Genomic DNA, 16,111 nt, shown 5'->3' on the forward strand with positions numbered 1-16,111 from the left:
GCGCCGACCACGGGCGTGTGGAGCTGCTAGGCGCACGCGCGGTACAACGCTAACGCTCGCTGCGTAGCCCTGCTTACTCGCCGCCCCGCAGGAGCGGATCTACAAGGTGAAAGGCTTAGATGACGGTATACAAACTCGCGTGGAAGTATTTGCGTGCACATGCCTGGGAATTGGCACTAATCCTTTTTCTGCAAGTTCTCCAAGTACTCCTCAATCTCACCTTACCGGCGCTCAACGCGCGCGTTATCGACGTGGGTATTTTGCAAGACGATGCAGGATACATCTGGAAAATAGGCGGCATTATGATCGCCTTCATCGTGGTGCAGGCACTGTGTTCGGCCACGGCAATTTTCTTCGGTTCCCGAATTTCTACTCGCATGGGCCGGGATTTACGCCGGGATACTTTCCGCCACGTGCAACGTTTCTCCCCCGCCGATCAGCGCCGCTTCGGCGCCTCCACCCTAGTAACCCGCACCACGAATGACGTTATGGGTATTCAGATGGTTGCCCTGTTCACCTTCACCTTGGTGGTAACCGCACCCATTATGGGAATCGGTGGCATCATAATGGCGATTGGGCAAGACGTCACTCTCTCTGCCACCCTGCTAGTTATCGTTCCGCTGCTCGCCCTTATTATTTTGCTGTGCATGGTGGCTTTGGCTAAACGCTACCGGATTGTGCAAAAGCGAGTGGACGCTATTAATGACGCTTTGCGGGCCCAACTTACCGGGGTACGGGTGATCCGCGCCTTCCGCCGCCAAAACTACACGGCAAAAAGATTCGATGAATCCAATGCCGCGCTACGCAAGATCTACTTGGAAGTAGGGACGATCTGGTCTGGCCTTATGCCCCTGATGTCTGCGGTGATTGGTATTGCTTCCGCCGTAATCGTCTGGCTTGCCGGCCACCGCATCGAAGCTGGCCTCATGCCCGTAGGGGCGCTTACCGCCTTCATCAACTACCTCATGATGATCCTCGGGGCGGTACTTATGATCGGCATGATCATTATGATCGTGCCGCGCGGCAATGTTTCGGCGCGGCGTATCAAAGAAATTCTAGACACCGAACCTTCTATTTCTTCCCCTGCCAGCCCGCAACCCCTTCCCGCCGGCCCACTCACCTTTAGTTTGCGTGATGCCGCGCTCACGTACGACGACGCCGAAGAGCCGTCCTTCTACGGGGTTAGCCTTGACTTTGCTCCCGGGACTACCACAGCTATCGTCGGTGCCTCCGGGTGCGGTAAATCCTCGCTGGTGAAAATTTTGCCCCGGCTCGCCGATCTAACCACCGGCACTTACCAAGTAAATGGCGTGGACGTACACAAACTCGATCTCGCCGCATTTCGGCAGAGAATTGCCTATGTGCCGCAGCGCGCTTTCCTCTTCTCCGGCACGATTGCCACCAATGTGACTGGAAACAGCAAGGATATAGATGAAGCGCGGGTCCGGAAGGCTTTGGAAGCAGCTCAGGCCCTGGATTTTGTGGAAGAACAGGGCGGGATTCACGCCCGCGTGGAATCCGGTGGCAAGAATCTTTCGGGTGGGCAGCGCCAACGCGTGACCATCGCCCGTGCTCTATATCGGGCTTTGCCGGATGCGGACGGCAAACCCGGAGCTGACCTCATAGTTTTTGATGATTCTTTCTCCGCTCTAGATTTTGCTACCGATGCACGTTTGCGCCAAGCCCTGCGGGAAGAAGCCGCGGGATCCGCCGTCGTGATCGTGGCGCAACGCACCTCTACCACGCGTAGTGCCGATACGATTTTGGTTTTGGCAGATGGGCATCCGGCTGGATTGGGTTCCCACGCAGAACTTATGCGCGATTGCAAAACCTACCAAGAAATCGTGAAATCCCAAGAACATGACGAAACCGCGGAGCAACGGAAGGAGACCCTCTAATGCCTAGACGGGGCAATATTGAAGTTGCGAAAGATACCAAGGGGACGCTACTAAAGCTCGCCAAGAGCCTCAAAAGTGAGCGCTGGCGGATCCTCGCTGTGCTCGTGGTAACCCTGGGCGCGGTTTTGCTAACGATCGCCGGCCCCTACCTGCTGGGTATGGGCACTAATACGGTTATCGATGGTATTCGCGGAGACGGCGTGGACTACGGGCGGCTGCTCAAAATCCTTGGCGTGACGGGCGGTTGCTACATTGTGGCAGCGCTTTTACGTTTCCTGGCGAGCTATATTGTGCGGCTAATCGTGCAGGATTTGGGTTACCGGATGCGCCGCGAAGCACAAGCAAAAATCGATCGCATGCCGCTTACCGAAATTGATAAGCAGCAGCGCGGGAATGTGCTTTCTACGGTCACTAACGATATCGATAACGTGGTGCAATCGCTTTTGCAAACCCTTTCCGAAGTGATTACGGCTTTCTACCAGGTTTTGGGCATCATTGTGATAATGCTCTTCCTTTCCTGGAGCCTCACCGTGGTTTCGCTGGTGGCGGTGCCGGTGGGGGCGTTCGTCGTAGTGCAGATTTTGAAGCATTCCAAGAAGCAGTTCCGGCGGCAGTGGAATTTGACGGCTGATGTTTCCTCCGTGGTGGAAGAATCTTTCACCGGTTTGGAAGTGGTGGCCGCTTATGGTTTAGAAGATGAGTTTGAGAAGAGCTTCGATAAGTCGAATAATGCCCTGTTCGACGCCGGTTTCAAGGCGCAAGCGATCTCGCAGCTTTCCCAACCGACGATGACGGTGGTGGCGAATGTAATGTTCGTGATCGCGACCGTGATGGGTGGTTTGCAAGCGATTGCCGGGGTGTTGACCATTGGTGGTTTGCAAGCCTTCTTGCAGTATTCGCGCCAGCTTTCCCAACCGATTCAGTCTTTGGCTTCTACCGTGAACCTGTTGCAATCGGCAGCGGCTTCGCAGGAACGCATTTTTGCTTTTATGGCAGAACCGGAAATGACTCCCGATAGCGAGGCTACTTACGAGGATCTGGTTCCGGCGGAAAACCGGCGCGGCCAGGTTACGTTCGAACATGTTTCCTTCGGGTATGAACCGGGCAAGAAGGTTATCCACGATCTTTCCTTCACCGCGCAACCTGGGCAAACCGTGGCGATTGTGGGCCCCACGGGTGCTGGGAAAACCACGATCGTGAACCTCCTCATGCGTTTCTACGAGGTCGATAGCGGGCGGATTCTCACCGACGGCGTAGATATTCGCGACTTTTCGAAAGATTCCCTGCGTTCCCATATTGGCATGGTGCTGCAAGAAACTTGGCTGTTTGCGGATTCCATCTGGCGCAATATCGCTTTTGGCCGGGATGGGGCTACGAAGGCCGATGCGGTGGCCGCGGCCAAGGCGATTGGCATTGACAGGTTTATCCGTACTTTGCCGGGCGGCTATGATTCTCAGCTTGGCACCGACGGAGATAATATTTCCGCTGGTGAAAAACAGTTGCTAACGATTGCGCGGGCCTATTTGGCAGATCCGGATATTTTAATCCTCGATGAGGCCACTTCTTCGGTTGATACGCGTACCGAACAGCTCATTCAGAAAGCCATGGGTGAGCTACGTACGGGGCGCACGAGTTTCATTATTGCCCACCGGCTCTCCACGATCGTGGATGCAGACGTCATCTTGGTGATGGAACACGGAAATGTGGTGGAACAGGGCACGCACCACGAACTCCTCGAAAAGGGCGGTGCTTACGCCCGCCTGTACGCCAGCCAATTTGCCTAAGCAACAGGCGTTCGCCTAAGCAGCTAGCGGTTCACCTAAACAGCTAGCGATTTGCCAAGCAGCCAGCGAACCACCAAAGCAACCGGCAGCTTACCTAAGCAACCGGCAGCTCGCCAAAGCAACCAGCGGCAGCAAGCGCCCGGAAGGCCCCGCACCGAAACAATAATGTGCGGGGCCTTCCGGGCGCTTTTTATTTGTTTTATAGCTTGGCCAACGATTTTACAGCTTGGCAACGAGCTTGCCGATAGCAAAATCACCGAGCATTTGCTCTAGCTCTGCTACCGAGTCTGCTCTTCCCCAAGCTTGGTCAAATTCGCTTTGCGGGGCGTGGCTCCAGCCCACGAGAACCGTGGGAATCCCCCACCGGCCCGCGCCTTCAATATCGTGGATGCGGTCTCCCACCATGAGGGCGGAACTGGTATCCACGCCGCTTTCCGCTAGGCGGTCCAGGGCGTCGCGCACCACATCGGCCTTCGTATAGTTCGGCCGGTTCTCCGGATCCCCAGAAATAACCCGAAAATCCTTCGTGAGATTGTAGTGGTCGAGGATACGTAGCGTATTGCGCTCGTTTTTCGAAGTGGCAATCGCCAGGGGCACGCCGGCCCGTGCCAACCGCTCCACTATTTCCGGCATGTGCGGGAAAGGCTTCGTATCCAGCATTACCCGTTCGTATCTTTCACGGTAGCGCCGTGTGATTTCCACCGGGTCCGTTGCCCCCAGGAACGCAAAAGTTTCCATGAGCGGCGGGCCGATAAACTGCAGGTAGTAATCACGGGGATGTTCCTGGCCGAGTTCTTCCCGCACGGTTTCCTGCAAAACGCTGGTAACCACCGGAGCCGAATCGATCAGGGTGCCGTCAAGATCTATGAGGATTGGATTCACAGTTCAATTCCGGTGATGTCACCGGCTCCTTCCCTTCGCACCTCGCGAGTTACCAAATCCAAGACCGTAGTGGCGCCGCCACCTACCGGGCCATCGACGATAATATCAACGGCCTGGCCCAGCTTTTCTTCCACCTCTTCCCCAGTGGTTAAAGGCTCTTCTTCCCCGGGCAAAATAAGCGTGGAGGAAAGTACCGGTTCTTCATTGGCCTCCACGATTGCCTGCGTAATCTTGTGGTCCGGAATACGCACGCCGACCGTCTTCTTTTTCTTATTCAAAGTGGCGTTCGGGACTTCCTTCGTCCCCTTGAGAATGAAGGTATACGGCCCCGGGGTCAGTTGTTTGATCAAACGGAAATCCGGGTTGCTCACAATTACCAGGGTGCCTAGTTGCGCGAAGTTACGGCACAGCATCGTAAAATCATGCTTTTCACCGACCTTACGGATCGTCCGAATCCGCTCTAACCCGCTCTTATTAGCCATCCGGCTGATCAGGGCATAACCGGAATCCGTGGGGATTGCCGCGATGCCATCTTCCCGTAACACGTCCACCACTTTTGCCACATTTCGGGCCTGCGGATTATCCGGATGGATCTCAATGAAAGTTGCCATCTTTCCCTTTCTTGTTAACGCGTTTTCTCTTCCTGTCCCTTACCTATTCTATTTCTATTTACTTTTGAGTTGGGTAGGTCCGCTACAGGCGTGGAGCGGAATGAGTTGGATAGGTGCGCTACAGGCGTGGAATGGATTTTCCGGGCGGGTTAGAGGTTAGGCGGCGTCGCTGGGAGTAACAAGCGCGGCAAGTTCGCGTTTTTCGGCGTTATTTGCGTAAGGCACGTATTGGTTTGCATAGGTGCGGGCATCTTTCTCTCTCCCGGCTGCCAGAGCTGCTTCGATGAGGGCGCGTGCGGCCGCAAATCCGTGCGTGGCCGGATCCCAGTGGGCGAGCCCGAGGCTGAGAGCTTGGTCCGGCATCCCTGCCTGCGCCAAAATGTTTATGCATGCGGCCAATACTTGGCCGGAAGGGTTGCGGTCTGCCACGGTGTGGAGGCGACGCACGGCCCCGGAGGCATCTGCCGGCAAACTGAGTTTGGCCAGCTGCAGTTGCGGGTACCAAGAGGAAGGGTTGCCAGATAGTTCTTCGGCCAGCGCCCAGATCGCAAGATTGGCGGAAACCGCGGGCGCGGTACCGGTACCGGTGTGTTCGGCGGTGAGTGGATCGGCTGGTGGGTGTTGGGCTTCCGCATTTTGTGCTATTTCCACCAGTTCTGTGAAAGCCTCGATATCGTTTGGATCTGCAGAGAGCCTTTCGCGCAGGCGCTTCACCTGTGCCGGATGGTCACCAGGTTCGGCGGTATGCTGAAAGAGCTGTTTCATAAGATCCAGGAACGACATGCTTCGAGCGTACCAACTGAGAGGCGGGAAACCATGGACCACAATCCTCACGGCGCAGGAAACCGGCCCAACTCGGGCGCATCTACGCCGCCGGATGCTAATACCCCACTTTCTGGAGATGCCCTTGCTGCCCTTGCCAATCTGGGCGATCTAGCTGGGCTAAGTGATCTGGAGAGCTTGGATGAGCTTGCTGATCTAGCGGGTTTGGATGCTGTTTCTACTAGTGCTAGTAGTGCCGACGACGCCGAAACTACGCCCACAGCGGAGGACCCTCTCGCGGTGGAGGCTTTGGCAACTTTGACGGAAGAGGGCGTGCCGGAGCAGCATTGCCAGCTCGATCTGGAATTCGATTCGCCGTGGGTTGATAATTTGACGCGGTGGTCAGTGGCTGTGCGGGTGGAGGAGGCTGCCAAAAAACAGATTCCTGACGCTAAGATTCGGGAAGCGCGGACGGTGCGGGATTTATTGGCGGCAGTGCGGGTGGCTTAGTCTGCCGGATGGTATCCCAGCTGTTGGGAAATGTTGAGGGCGGCTTCTTTGACTTTTTCGGCGAGTTTGAGCCGCCGTTCTTCTCCCATGTACATGGCCGCACTCGAAATGGAGATAGCGCCGATTACTTCGCCGCTGGAATCGCGCACCGGCGCGGCCACGCAACGAATTCCCGGCTCGTTTTCTTCGATATCAGTGGTCCACCCTTGAGCTGCAAAACCTGCCATTTTGCCAATAAATTCGGCTACCGCTTCGGGTTTGGTGTCTAGCTGCATTTCTGCGGCTTCTTGGTTGTACAGTTGGGCCCATTGGGATGGCTGGTCAACAATTAATGCTCGGCCGAGCCCGGTGCGAGTAATGGAGCGGAAAGTGCCTACTTCGGAGCGGATTTGGATTCCGCGTTCGCCGTCGAACTTGAGCAAATAGAAGGCCTTGGAATCTTGTTCCATGCCCAGGTGCACGGTATCGAGGGTGACGCGCGAAAGTTCTTCCAGGATCGGGTAGGCCACTTTGATCAGCGAAACCTCGTTACGGGCCTGGTAGCCCAGGGAAATGAGGGCTGGGCCGAGCCGGTATTCGCCGCGGCCTTCGGTGCGCAAAAAGCCTTCGTTGCGCAAGGCCTGCAAAATCCGGTGTACTTTGGACCGAGACAGGCCGGTATCTTTCACCACTTCGGCAAGATTTTGGTTCCCATCTGCCACGCTACGCAAAACCTGCAGACCGTGCCGCAACGTCTGCGTTCCCGGAATATCTTCGCTTACCATAACCGTCAGACTAGCATTTCCCAACTATTGGAACATCTTTGACCACTTGCCGCGGCGCGCCCCATCCGGACCGCACCGCGGCAAACTCAGATATTCCAGATTTATTACTCTTGGCGCCGTTTCCTCGCTATCGTTAGCTAGTTTAACGACGCTTGCGTGCACTTAGGTTATTCCCTACCCGCGGTAGAGGTACTTTTCCGCAGTTTCTGGGATCATTTCGGCACCCGTGCCCGGCGCAGTTTGTGGCATGTAGTTGCCGTTCTTGATGATCGTCGGATGAACGAAATGTTCGTGTTGATTGTCTACGTATTCGATGGCGCGACCTTCCGTGGTCCCGGAAAGTGCCACGTAATCCCACATCGAGAAGTGGGCAACGGCTTCGCACAAGCCCACTCCACCAGCGTGCGGGCACACTTTCTTTCCGAACTTGTGGGCCAGCAAGAATTCGATAACCAGTTCTTGCGGGCCAGCCACGCGGGTAGCATCAACTTGCATAATTCCGAAGGCATTGAGTTGCAGGTATTGCTTAAACATAATGCGGTTGTGGATATGTTCGCCCGTAGCCACCGGAATCGGGTTGATAGCCCGCGCGATCGTAGCGTGGCCGACGATATCGTCCGGTGAGGTAGGTTCTTCTACCCAGGCAAGATCGAAATCATGGAATTGGTTGATCCAGGAAATCGCATCCGGCACGTCCCATACCTGGTTGGCATCTACCGCCAGGCGCACATCCGGCCCGATAGTTTCCCGCGCTAAACCAAGCCGGCGGATATCGTCTTCCACATTGCGACCCACCTTGAGCTTAATCAGCTTGAAGCCCTTTTCCTGCGTTTCTTCTTTGCACAGGGAAACCATCTTCTCATCCGAGTATCCGAGCCAGCCGGCCGCGGTAGAATACCCGGGGTAACCATTGCGGAGCAGATTATCAATCCGCTCTTCCTTGCCGCGCTGCCCATCGGTAAGGAACTCAATAGCTTCTTCCGGCCGTAACGCATCCGAAAGATAACGGAAATCAAGGGTAGCTACCAGTTCTTCTGGTTCCATGTCTGCAAGCAAACGCCAGAGCGGCTTCCCAGCGCGTTTAGCTTTAATATCCCAAAGCGCGGAAAGCAAAGCACCAATTGCCATGTGGGACACGCCCTTTTCCGGGCCCAGCCAGCGTAGTTGTGAATCGCCGACCAACAGATCCCAAGCCCGGCGCATATTATCGAGCAAGTCTTCTGTATTCTGCCCGAGCAAGTTGTGCGCCATGGAATCGATCGCCGCGCACACCACATCATTACCGCGGCCAATGGTAAATACGAACCCTACTCCCGTAATGCCATCATCTGCATCCGTTTTCACTTCCACATATGCGGAAGAGTAATCCGGATCCGGATTCATAGCGTCCGAACCGGAAAGAGTGGCGGAAGTGGGGAAACGAAAATCATATGTTTTAATGCTGGTAATCTTACTCATTTGAGCCCCTTTGCTATGTTCCTAGTAGGTCCTAGTAGCGTTCCTAGTAGAGCCGTGGCAAACGGCGCCACTTGCTTGCAAACACCTTCTGCACACACACTCACCTTCTGCGCACACACTGTGATTGCACTATATAAAGCCGTTGCATGCGTTCCGGTTCAGCATTTTCCGGCGGCGCTGCAGCTGCTTCTTCACCGATTCCTGCAACGAGGCTACTTCCCGGGAGGAATGGCCCCGCATCGGCTTATCCCATGTATTGGATACTATTCCCAAAATAAACAAATCGCAACGCCCCACCCGCCCCAGCTCCAACAAAACCCACTAGAGTCGCGAATCCTTGCCAAATACCAGCCATTTACGCAAGCTGTGCGGCCATCCGTGCGAAAACGACGCGGCAAGTCCTCACCCTAATCAACTATTGCCCAATCCCAACTATTGTTCAATCGGGTCACTTTTTGAGAAATTGTTACTTTGGTCCGTCGATTTTCTATGCGGGTGCTAGCTACCATGAAAGTGCGCGTGGTGAAAACGTGTGCGGTGCGTACAGCGGCGTCGTCCGTACTTATTCACCGCACACGCGTGCGCATACGTAAGCACCACCGCAAAGACACACCGTAAAACACTCAAGCGGAGGATAAACCTACTATGACGTACCGAATGATTCTCAATCAGACGGCCTATTTCGGCCGGGGCGCTCTCGATAATCTGGTTCCTGAACTGGAGCGGCGCGGTTTCCAGAAGGCACTCGTGGTGACGGACAAGGGTGTGGAAGAAGCAGGGATTTTGGCCCAGCTCACCATGAAACTGGAAGCCGCGAATTTTGCTTACGCCGTGTTCGCGGACGTGGTGCCTAATCCCCCGGTCGAAAATGTGCAGGCCGGAGTAGAGGCTTTGCACGCTGCCCAGGCCGATGTAATCATCGGCATCGGTGGTGGTTCCCCGCAAGATACCGCGAAGGCGATCGGCATTATTGGTGCCAATCCGGAGTTTTCCGATGTGGTCTCGCTGGAAGGAACGGCCGCCACGAAGAATCCGGCAATTCCGATTATTGGTATCCCCACGACGGCTGGTACCGCCTCGGAAGTCACGATCAACTACGTGATTACGGATACCGCGAAGCAGCGCAAGTTTGTGTGCGTTGACCCGCATGATATTCCGGTAATGGCGATTGTGGATCCTGATCTGATGGACGGTATGCCCCGCTCCTTGAAGGTCGCTACCGGTTTGGATGCTCTCACCCACGCGATCGAAGGTTTCGTTACGCCCGGTGCTTGGGAGCTTTCCGACGCCGTTCACGAAAAGGCTTTCCGCATGATTGCCAAGAATTTGCAGCCGGCCGCTGACGGTGATTCGCAGGCCTTAGAAAAGATGGCTTACGCTTCTTATATCGCCGGTATGGGGTATTCAAATGTAGGCCTGGGCTTGGTGCACGGCATGGCCCATCCTTTGGGTGGGCGTTACGATGCGCCGCACGGAGTGGCAAACGGGATCCTATTGGCCCCGGTAATGGCATATAACCAGGAGTACACGGGTGAAAAGTATCGGGATATTGCTGATGCTTTCGGAGTTGCCGATGCTTATTCGCGTCCTTTGGAAACCGTACGGGAGGAAGCTGTTAGTGCGGTAGCGAACTTGACGAAGGCGCTGGGTAATCCCACCAAGATTTCGGAAGTGGGAGTAACCGAAGCGGGACTCGATGATTTGGCCGCAGACGCCTATGCGGACGTTTGCACGCCTGGCAATCCCCGCCCCGCCACTTTGGAAGATATTCGCGCGATCTACGCATCCCTCTTGTAAACATTTCCTGCTCGGAAGCGCCTGCCTCGCAAGTATTCCTTGCCTGCCAGGCGCTTTTTGCTGGCAATTATCGGGAAACGCATAAAGTTTATTGCCAGGTGAGTTTGGCGTACGTGCAGGCCCTATTAGTTCCGAGCAGGCTCGAATAGTTACGTGCACGCCCGGTACTTTTATCCCACGCGGTGCAGCCAGCGGATCGGTGCGCCCGCCCCGGCATAACGGAAGGGTTCGAGTTCATCGTCCCAGGCCTGGCCGAGCGCAAGGTCTAGGCGACGCCGCAGTTCTATCGGATCATTACCGGCTTCTTCAATTGCGGCTCGCACCCGGTTTTCCGGGATCACTACATTGCCCGCCAAATCTGTTTGGGCATAGAAAATACCGAGACCGGGTGTGGCACTCCACCTTCCGCCCTCGGAAATCCCAGTTCCATCTTCGGTGATCTCATAACGCAAGTGCTCCCACCCGTTCAGGGCGGAAGCGAGTACCGCGCCGGTACCGATCTCCCCCGTCCAGGGAACCTCCGACCGGCTCATATTGGGTAGCGCCGGTTGCTTCGTCCACTCGAAGTGGGGCTCGTAACCGAGCACAGAAGCAACCGCCCATTCAACATGCGGTTGAACGGCCGGAGTTACCGAATGAATGAATATGACGCCTCGTGTGACGTGTTTTTCAGCCATTGTTACCTCCTGCGTCTGGGTGGCTTTCCCCTTGCTACCCGACCTGCAGGAATGCATATGGCACTACTGGTTTTTTACTATACCGGCGCAACCGCATTATGGAACAGGCCCTTTGGCCGTTCTTTACGGCAACCTAAAAGATGTGCCTTAAATTTAAAAAGGCCCCAGTACTGCCGGCCCGGAGACCCGCCGCAGCACATAGGGCCAAGGTAAGCCTTAAAGAATCAACTCGCGAATTTCCCGCATCGCCCGTTTCCGAACTTCTTTAGAAAGCCGATCAATATAGATGTGCCCATCTAAATGGTCCACTTCATGCTGGATGCAGCGGCCCATGAGTCCTTCGCCTTCTACGATCTTTTTCTTTCCGTCTAGATCGATCCCCTCCGCCCGGGCATACCAAGCGCGCTTCGTGGGGAAATATAGCCCGGGTACCGAAAGGCACCCTTCATCGCCATCTTGGAATTCATCCTCGGAAAGGGCGACGATCCGCGGATTGAGAATATAGTCAATCTCGCCGTCAATATTCCAGGAAAAAGCCCGAAGGGAAACACCGATCTGGTTTGCCGCGAGCCCGGCACGTCCGTCGTCGTCAACGTTTTCTAGCAGATCTTCCACCAGCTGCTTTACCCCCGCATCAATCTCGCGAATTTCTTCGCACGGGGTACGCAGGACGGGATCGCCGATCACTCGAATTTCACGAAAAGCCATGCATCTATTCTTCCACACCCGCGCCCGCGATCCAGGTGCAGGCCACAGTGGTCTGCCTATCTTCCTGGCAGCGCTCCCCAGTCCTGGCAGCACTCCCCAGTCTTGGTAGCACTCCTCCTCTTGGCAGCACTTCCTCCTCTTGGCAGCAGTCTCACCTTTCCGGCGGCGCTTTATTTTCTTCGACGCCGCTAGCCGGGAGTCACCTGCTCAGTAACGCTGCGCGGCGGGAAGCTCTTGTGGCTAAACTGGTTTAGCCGGGCACGATTCTTAGGCCGATCGGCTAAATCTGGTAGCCAGCGAGCTGGGGTTCCACAGATATAGATCGGCCCCGGTTTAAATTCGGCCGCGGCTTAGATTCGGCCGCGGTTTAGATTCGGCCCCGGTTTAAATTCGGCCGCGGCTTAGATTCGGCCCCGGTTTAGATTCGGCCCCGGTTTAAATATGGCCCGGGTTATTAGCACCCGGGCCGTTACTCTATACGGGGATACGGCTCGCAAATTGATGAGCACGAGCCTCTCTACGCCGTTTTTTGAATTCCTGTTTTCTGGCGGGGTATTAGGATCCCGGCGGAAAGCAGCAAGCTAGGAAATTGCGCTGGTGAGAGCGCTATTCTGCGGAGCCCGCCGCATCGCTGTGGCGGCTCTGCTTCGATGAGAATGTGTTGTCCATAAAGGAGTAGAGCACATCGCGCACTTCGTCCGTGCGTTCGGGAGATTCCTCCACGATGGTGAGCGCATTGACCAGCAGACCGGAAATCAATCGCACTACCAGCTCCGGATCGCCTTCTACTGAAATCACATGCTCGCGCTGCGCGGCCCGCACGATTGCCACGGCGGTACCGTAGAGTCGGCGCACCGCCGGAAAGTCCCGCAAATTCGGATTAGTACGCAAATTCGCGAGTGCTACCGAGTAGATCTTCTTGGCAAGAGCATCGGCAGCATAGGAATCAAACAGAAGATCCACCATCTGGCGGAGCCGGTTTGAGACCTTTTCTTCCTCGTTAAAAGCAATATGATCCAATTGTTGGGACAAAGACAGATGGTCTGCCGCAACCCGTGCGAACAGTTCCGCTTTATCCGAAACATAGTTATACAAAGTATTGCGTGCTATGCCTGCGTTCTTCGCGACGTCACCCATGGTGATCCGCGTGTATGGCTCCTCCAGGAGAAGTTGCTCAAACGCGGACTTGATTCGACTCCAAATTAGTTTACGGTGTTCCTCCACCGTCGGTGCCTGGATTTTTGGCATCGGTCTCATCCCTCCGCTAAATGACCTGTATCGAAATGTCTTTTGGCGTGAGCCCGTTGGGGCTGCTTACTAAACATCTTCGTCAGCTCAGCATACCCGTAGCAGAGTTATCACAATCGGTATTAGATCACCGCTCGCAATCCGCCCTTGACCCCCTACCAAAGTTCTAGCGTACACGTTAATGAGTGTTTTGCGGCCATTTTGCGCCATTCGTTAACTGATCTTTCAACTGAAGGTGATCTAACTAATTGGTTAAATCTCACTTTTTGCGACACGCCGTCTTCCGCAAGAGGAAGTCGCTTTGCCGCTTATTTACCCCATTTCCTCCCACTATCTCATATCTGTGGAGCATAAAATGCGGCGCATGAAAACTATCATAGCGCCGCCACAATTATGTACATTGCCCCTGCTAATTGATGCTATTAGGGGTGTTGTTTAGCTGTTTCTTGCGCATTGAGTTCAGAAATGATGGATGGTACTTGCCGTAAATGCGTGATCACATAATCCGCTTTTTCTAGGTATTCCTGCCCGCCCATCCCGAGGTCGAAGCCGATTGCCGCGCGCGTAGATTGTGCATATTCAATATCGACGGCCGAATCGCCCACGTACACCACCTCCTGTGCAGACAGCGCAAAACTTTCGCAAAACGCGTTTAGGGATGCCGTGTGGGGCTTGGCCGGGAAACGATCAGCCGCACCAATAAAAGAAAAGTAAGGTGCCAAACCGGTTTCCTCCAGAATTTGTTTAGTTGCCTCGTGGTGATCATTCGTCACCACCCCCAATACGTAACCTTGGCCGGCAAGTTCCCTGACTACCTCAGTGGCCCCATCCATAAGCCGATCCACAATGTTCTCTTCCAGCGCGGCCCGCCGATAATGGTCATCTACGTATTGCACAGTTTGCTCGAACGAGCGCCCTAAGAGCGGGGCGAGGCAGGCCGCCTGCTCGCCAATCGATCCGGCCACAATCAGGGAGTTGAGTTGTAAACGCCCGCCCACAAATCCCATCTTTTCTCGGAAGCTTGTAGCCTCCGTTTCATTTAGCCCTGCCTGGGCGATCGCCTCCTCCACAAGTTGCCGCGCTGGCTCTTCAATCGTGAGTTCCAGCAGCGTTCCATCTTTGTCAAAAAGCACACCCTTAATCACGGGCATCCCTTCCTTATCTGTTTTAGTAGCGTTTCCTGCGTGCCTGCGGCAATTTGTTTACAGCTTTGCGTGCCTGCCACTCTCGGTCTAGTACCGTGCCTACCACTGCGTGATGTCCCGGCGTTTCTGGAATTGTTGTTTCGTACCGTGCCGGTTCGCTAATTCCGCGTATATTGCGGCAAGGTCAACTCCCTGGTAGCGCAAAAGTACCAGCAAGTGATACAAAACATCGGCGGTTTCATTAACGAGTTCTGCGCGGTTTTGATTCTTTGCCGCCAGAATCACTTCTGTACTTTCTTCGCCAAATTTTTTGAGAATCTTATCCAGCCCTTCGCTCACAAGGTATTGCGTGTAGGAACCTTCCCGGGGGTGGGCGAAACGTTGTTCCACGGTTTCTTCCAAAGTTCCAATCTCGAAATACTCCTGTTCGAAACAGGAAACGGTGCCTTGATGGCAGGCGGGGCCGGCAGCTTCCACGCGTACAAGTAACGTATCGGCGTCGCAATCCACCGCAATACTTCGCACCCGCAGCACATTCCCCGAAGTCTCGCCCTTCATCCACAGGGTCTGCCGCGAGCGCGAATAGAACCAGCACCGCCCTTCAGCTAGCGTGCGCCGATAAGATTCGGCGTTCATATAACCCACCATGAGTACTTCGTTCGTGCGGTTATCTTGTACGACGGCGGGGAGCAGGCCGTTTCCGCGCGAGAAATCGGGTTCACGAGTGGGGCGTAAACCGGCCCGCGGCTCACTCCCAGTTTCGATTCCGGCCTGCGCAAGCGCAGCCTTGAGCGCGGCAATATCAATGCTTCCGTTGTGGAAGACGGAAGCGCCCAGGCCAGCTTGGCATTGCGTCTTGGTGAACAGGTCCACGAAATCTGCAATGGAACCAGCCCCACCCGAGGCAATAATCGGCACCGCAAGCTCGCGCGAGATTTGCCCTAAAAATTCCAGGTCAAAACCATTTTTCGTGCCGTCGTGGGAGATGGAAGTAACGAGCAGTTCGCCGGCGCCTAAGTATTCGCATTGCCGGCACCAAGCACGAGCAGAGATTTGGGTCGGTTTCGTCCCTCCCCCGAGGTATACCACCGGTTCCGCGCCGCTCGCCCTTGCTACACCACTTACGTTTCCTGTGCCACTCACGTCACCTGCATCGCTCACGTCACCTGCGTCGCTCACGTCACCTGCAGCGCTCACGTCACCTGCGCCGCTCGAGTTTTCCTCGCCCCTACTGTCTGTATTTGCCGCGGGATTTGCGGAAGTTGCGGGGCGTGGTGCCGGGCCGACGTCTATCGCTACCACCACGCGTTCTTTGCCGAACTGGCGGGAGATTTCGGTAATGAGGGCCGGGTTGCGCAGCGCCGCCGAACCGATGGAGACCTTATCGGCTCCGGCGTCTAGCACTGCGGCCGCATCGGTAAGGCTTTGGATTCCGCCGCCCACGATAAGTGGGATGGAGATAGCCGCGCGAATAGCGCGAATTGTTTCCAGGGCGAAGGGGTGGCCGTCCCGAGATTTCGTGATGTCAAGGAATACGAGTTCATCAGCTCCAGCCGCGGCATAGCGGCGGGCAAGTTCTACCGGATCGCCTTGGTCTTGCAGGTTTTGAAATTGTATACCTTTGACTACTCGGCCAGCCTCATAATCCAGGCAGGGAACAATCTTTCTTTTCACGCTAATACCTCTTGTGCCTTGTACGTTCGGGACTCGAGTGCTTCAGTACGCCGAGTACTTCAAGTACGTCGAGTACTTTGAGTGCTTCTTCTACTCTCGGTTTCCGTATGCGGGAGCCGATGGTGGTTTGTAGAACTATTGGGAACTTCGGGAACTGTTGCTATTTTTTGAGAAACGGCCCGTGGCTTCGGGA

Annotated in this window: 14 protein-coding genes; 4 read left to right on the forward strand and 10 right to left on the reverse strand. The window is 55.2% G+C overall.

Going from position 1 to position 16,111, the window contains the following annotated elements; all coding sequences use genetic code 11:
- Positions 1-119 precede the first annotated feature (119 nt).
- Together H8274_RS06365 and H8274_RS06370 are read left to right on the forward strand one after the other, a co-directional pair.
- Complete coding sequence (locus H8274_RS06365) at positions 120-1,898, forward strand: ABC transporter ATP-binding protein (protein ID WP_185934115.1); 1,779 nt, start codon at positions 120-122, stop codon at positions 1,896-1,898.
- Complete coding sequence (locus H8274_RS06370) at positions 1,898-3,682, forward strand: ABC transporter ATP-binding protein (protein WP_049620147.1); 1,785 nt, start codon at positions 1,898-1,900, stop codon at positions 3,680-3,682. The genes H8274_RS06365 and H8274_RS06370 overlap by 1 nt, the downstream gene beginning before the upstream one ends.
- A 219-nt stretch (positions 3,683-3,901) precedes the next feature.
- Here H8274_RS06370 and H8274_RS06375 read toward each other — a convergent pair whose 3' ends face one another.
- The 3 genes from H8274_RS06375 to H8274_RS06385 all read right to left on the reverse strand — a co-directional run bounded on the left by H8274_RS06375 (position 3,902) and on the right by H8274_RS06385 (position 5,958).
- The gene (locus H8274_RS06375) at positions 3,902-4,564 is read right to left on the reverse strand and encodes an HAD-IA family hydrolase (protein WP_185934116.1); all 663 of its coding nucleotides are present in this window, start codon (positions 4,562-4,564) and stop codon (positions 3,902-3,904) included.
- Positions 4,561-5,175 (reverse strand): L-threonylcarbamoyladenylate synthase, encoded by a 615-nt coding sequence (locus H8274_RS06380; protein ID WP_049620149.1) that lies wholly within the window; start codon positions 5,173-5,175, stop codon positions 4,561-4,563. Before H8274_RS06380 ends, H8274_RS06375 begins: the two co-directional genes overlap by 4 nt.
- Before the next feature lie 156 nt (positions 5,176-5,331).
- Positions 5,332-5,958 carry a hypothetical protein gene (locus tag H8274_RS06385; protein WP_185934117.1) on the reverse strand — a complete coding sequence of 209 codons (627 nt, stop codon included), beginning with the start codon at positions 5,956-5,958 and terminating at the stop codon, positions 5,332-5,334.
- 33 nt (positions 5,959-5,991) lie between these two features.
- Here H8274_RS06385 and H8274_RS06390 point away from each other — a divergent pair, with 33 nt between their 5' ends.
- The gene (locus tag H8274_RS06390; RefSeq protein WP_185934118.1) at positions 5,992-6,447 is read left to right on the forward strand and encodes a hypothetical protein; all 456 of its coding nucleotides are present in this window, start codon (positions 5,992-5,994) and stop codon (positions 6,445-6,447) included.
- Here the strand turns inward: H8274_RS06390 and H8274_RS06395 are convergent.
- Both H8274_RS06395 and H8274_RS06400 read right to left on the reverse strand, forming a co-directional pair.
- Complete coding sequence (locus H8274_RS06395) at positions 6,444-7,211, reverse strand: IclR family transcriptional regulator (protein ID WP_049619015.1); 768 nt, start codon at positions 7,209-7,211, stop codon at positions 6,444-6,446. The genes H8274_RS06390 and H8274_RS06395 overlap by 4 nt on opposite strands.
- Positions 7,212-7,385: 174 nt before the next feature.
- Complete coding sequence (locus tag H8274_RS06400; protein ID WP_185934119.1) at positions 7,386-8,669, reverse strand: enolase C-terminal domain-like protein; 1,284 nt, start codon at positions 8,667-8,669, stop codon at positions 7,386-7,388.
- Positions 8,670-9,314: 645 nt separating this feature from the next.
- On the opposite strand from H8274_RS06400, the gene fucO reads away from it, so the two are divergent.
- Positions 9,315-10,466 carry a lactaldehyde reductase gene (gene fucO / locus H8274_RS06405; RefSeq protein ID WP_065415141.1) on the forward strand — a complete coding sequence of 384 codons (1,152 nt, stop codon included), beginning with the start codon at positions 9,315-9,317 and terminating at the stop codon, positions 10,464-10,466.
- Positions 10,467-10,636: 170 nt separating this feature from the next.
- On the opposite strand, the gene H8274_RS06410 is transcribed toward fucO, so the two are convergent.
- The 5 genes from H8274_RS06410 to hisIE all read right to left on the reverse strand — a co-directional run bounded on the left by H8274_RS06410 (position 10,637) and on the right by hisIE (position 15,918).
- Positions 10,637-11,143 carry a DUF3145 domain-containing protein gene (locus H8274_RS06410; RefSeq protein ID WP_049619018.1) on the reverse strand — a complete coding sequence of 169 codons (507 nt, stop codon included), beginning with the start codon at positions 11,141-11,143 and terminating at the stop codon, positions 10,637-10,639.
- A gap of 216 nt (positions 11,144-11,359) precedes the next feature.
- Entirely contained in the window at positions 11,360-11,851 is a 492-nt protein-coding gene (gene def / locus H8274_RS06415) for a peptide deformylase (protein WP_049619019.1), read from the reverse strand.
- A 606-nt stretch (positions 11,852-12,457) separates the two neighbouring features.
- Complete coding sequence (locus H8274_RS06420; protein ID WP_049619020.1) at positions 12,458-13,099, reverse strand: TetR/AcrR family transcriptional regulator; 642 nt, start codon at positions 13,097-13,099, stop codon at positions 12,458-12,460.
- A gap of 422 nt (positions 13,100-13,521) precedes the next feature.
- Positions 13,522-14,244, reverse strand: a complete 723-nt coding sequence (locus H8274_RS06425) for an HAD family hydrolase (protein WP_176764458.1) — start codon at positions 14,242-14,244, stop codon at positions 13,522-13,524.
- A gap of 99 nt (positions 14,245-14,343) precedes the next feature.
- Positions 14,344-15,918: a bifunctional phosphoribosyl-AMP cyclohydrolase/phosphoribosyl-ATP diphosphatase HisIE gene (gene hisIE / locus H8274_RS06430; protein ID WP_185934120.1), complete on the reverse strand. Its 1,575-nt coding sequence runs from the start codon at positions 15,916-15,918 to the stop codon at positions 14,344-14,346.
- Between the last annotated feature and the right edge of the window lie 193 nt (positions 15,919-16,111).

It is taken from the genome of Actinobaculum suis (assembly GCF_900618115.1).
In the GTDB taxonomy this organism is placed as follows: Bacteria; Actinomycetota; Actinomycetes; order Actinomycetales; family Actinomycetaceae; genus Actinobaculum; species Actinobaculum suis.